The sequence below is a fragment of the Streptomyces sp. MnatMP-M17 genome (assembly GCF_900091995.1).
Lineage (GTDB): Bacteria > Actinomycetota > Actinomycetes > Streptomycetales > Streptomycetaceae > Streptomyces.
On the sequence record NZ_FMDK01000770.1, the window covers coordinates 1 to 1,364 of the forward strand.

Here is a 1,364-nt window from a genome sequence, read left to right on the forward strand (position 1 = left end):
CGCTGCGCTACCCGCCCCCCGCCGCCGCGGCCGAGTGGCTCGACTCACGGCAGCCCGCCCTGCTGGCCTCCGCCCGGCTCGCCGTCGCCGACGGAGAGCTGGACACCCTGGCCCGCCGGCTGATCGCCGCGCTGGTCCGCGCGCTGGCCGCGCACCGCGGCACCGAGGCCGCCGCACCCGAGCTGTACGGGCTCCATCAGCTCGTCCTCGACATCGCGGAGCGGCGCGAACTGCACCGCGAGCAGGCCGCCGCGCTGCTGAACATCGGCGATCTGGACGCCCAGACCGGCCGTACGCAGGACGCGCTCGCCCGCTACCGCGCCGCGCTGGACGCCGGGCGGGCCGCGAACGATCTCTACGCGACCGGCCGCGCGATGGAATCCGTAGGCGGCGCGTACCAGGATCTCCAGGACTGGCAGCGGGCCGCCGACTGGTACGGAAGGGCGCTGGCCCAGCGGCTCAGCCGCGGCGAACGCGCCGACGAGGCCAGGCTGTACGGCCGGCTCGGCACCGTCCACACGTATGCGGGCCACTACGGCGAGGCGCTGCGGAGCTGGCGGGCCGCCGTGGCCGTCCACCGAAGGCTGCGCGATCTCCCGGCCCAGGCAAGGGCGTTGAGCGAGGCGGCCCGGGTCCAGGAGTACGCGGGCCGGCCGCAGGAATCGCTGGAGACCTGTCAGGAGGCCGTGGAATGGGCCCGGCTGGCCGGAGACGTACGGCTCCAGGCCGCGCTCCAGCTCCGGGTGGCGGACACGCTGGACCGGCTCGGCGATCCGACCGCGGCCAGGCTGCATCGCGCCACGGCCGACCGGCTGCTGGAAACCGAAGGAAACGCCTACGAAATCCGCAGCGCTACGGCCGGGAAATAATGCTTTGCAAGGCTAGACAGTGGGAAATCCTTCATTAGACTGGATCCGCCGCACCACAACGCGGTGTATCCCGGTGTGCTCTCCCGCGCCCGGGTCCCCCTGGCATTGCCCTCGCAATCCCCTGAGCCAAGGACCGTGATCTGCCGTGCTGGTCGGTATCCCCCGAGAGGTCAAGAACAACGAGTTCCGGGTGGCGATCACGCCCGCCGGTGTGCATGAGCTGGTGAGCCAGGGCCATGAGGTCGTCATCGAGCGGAACGCCGGCGTCGGCTCCTCGATCACGGACGAGGAGTTCGGCGCGGCCGGCGCCCGGATCCTGGCCGGCGCGGACGAGGTCTGGGCCGCCGCCGACCTCCTGCTGAAGGTCAAGGAGCCGGTCGCGGAGGAGTACCACCGGCTCCGCAAGGGCCAGACGCTCTTCACCTATCTCCATCTCGCCGCCTCCCGCGCCTGCACCGACGCCCTGCTGGACTCGGGCACCACGGCCATCGCGTA

The 1,364-nt window shown here is 72.3% G+C and carries 1 protein-coding gene and 1 pseudogene; both read left to right on the forward strand.

Annotated elements, in window-relative coordinates; genetic code table 11:
* On the forward strand, nucleotides 1-869 hold an 869-nt coding region (locus GA0115259_RS30170), incomplete at its 5' end, for a tetratricopeptide repeat protein (RefSeq protein ID WP_107469293.1).
* A gap of 145 nt (nucleotides 870-1,014) precedes the next feature.
* Nucleotides 1,015-1,364, forward strand: a pseudogene (locus GA0115259_RS30175) (alanine dehydrogenase); the annotation flags it as partial.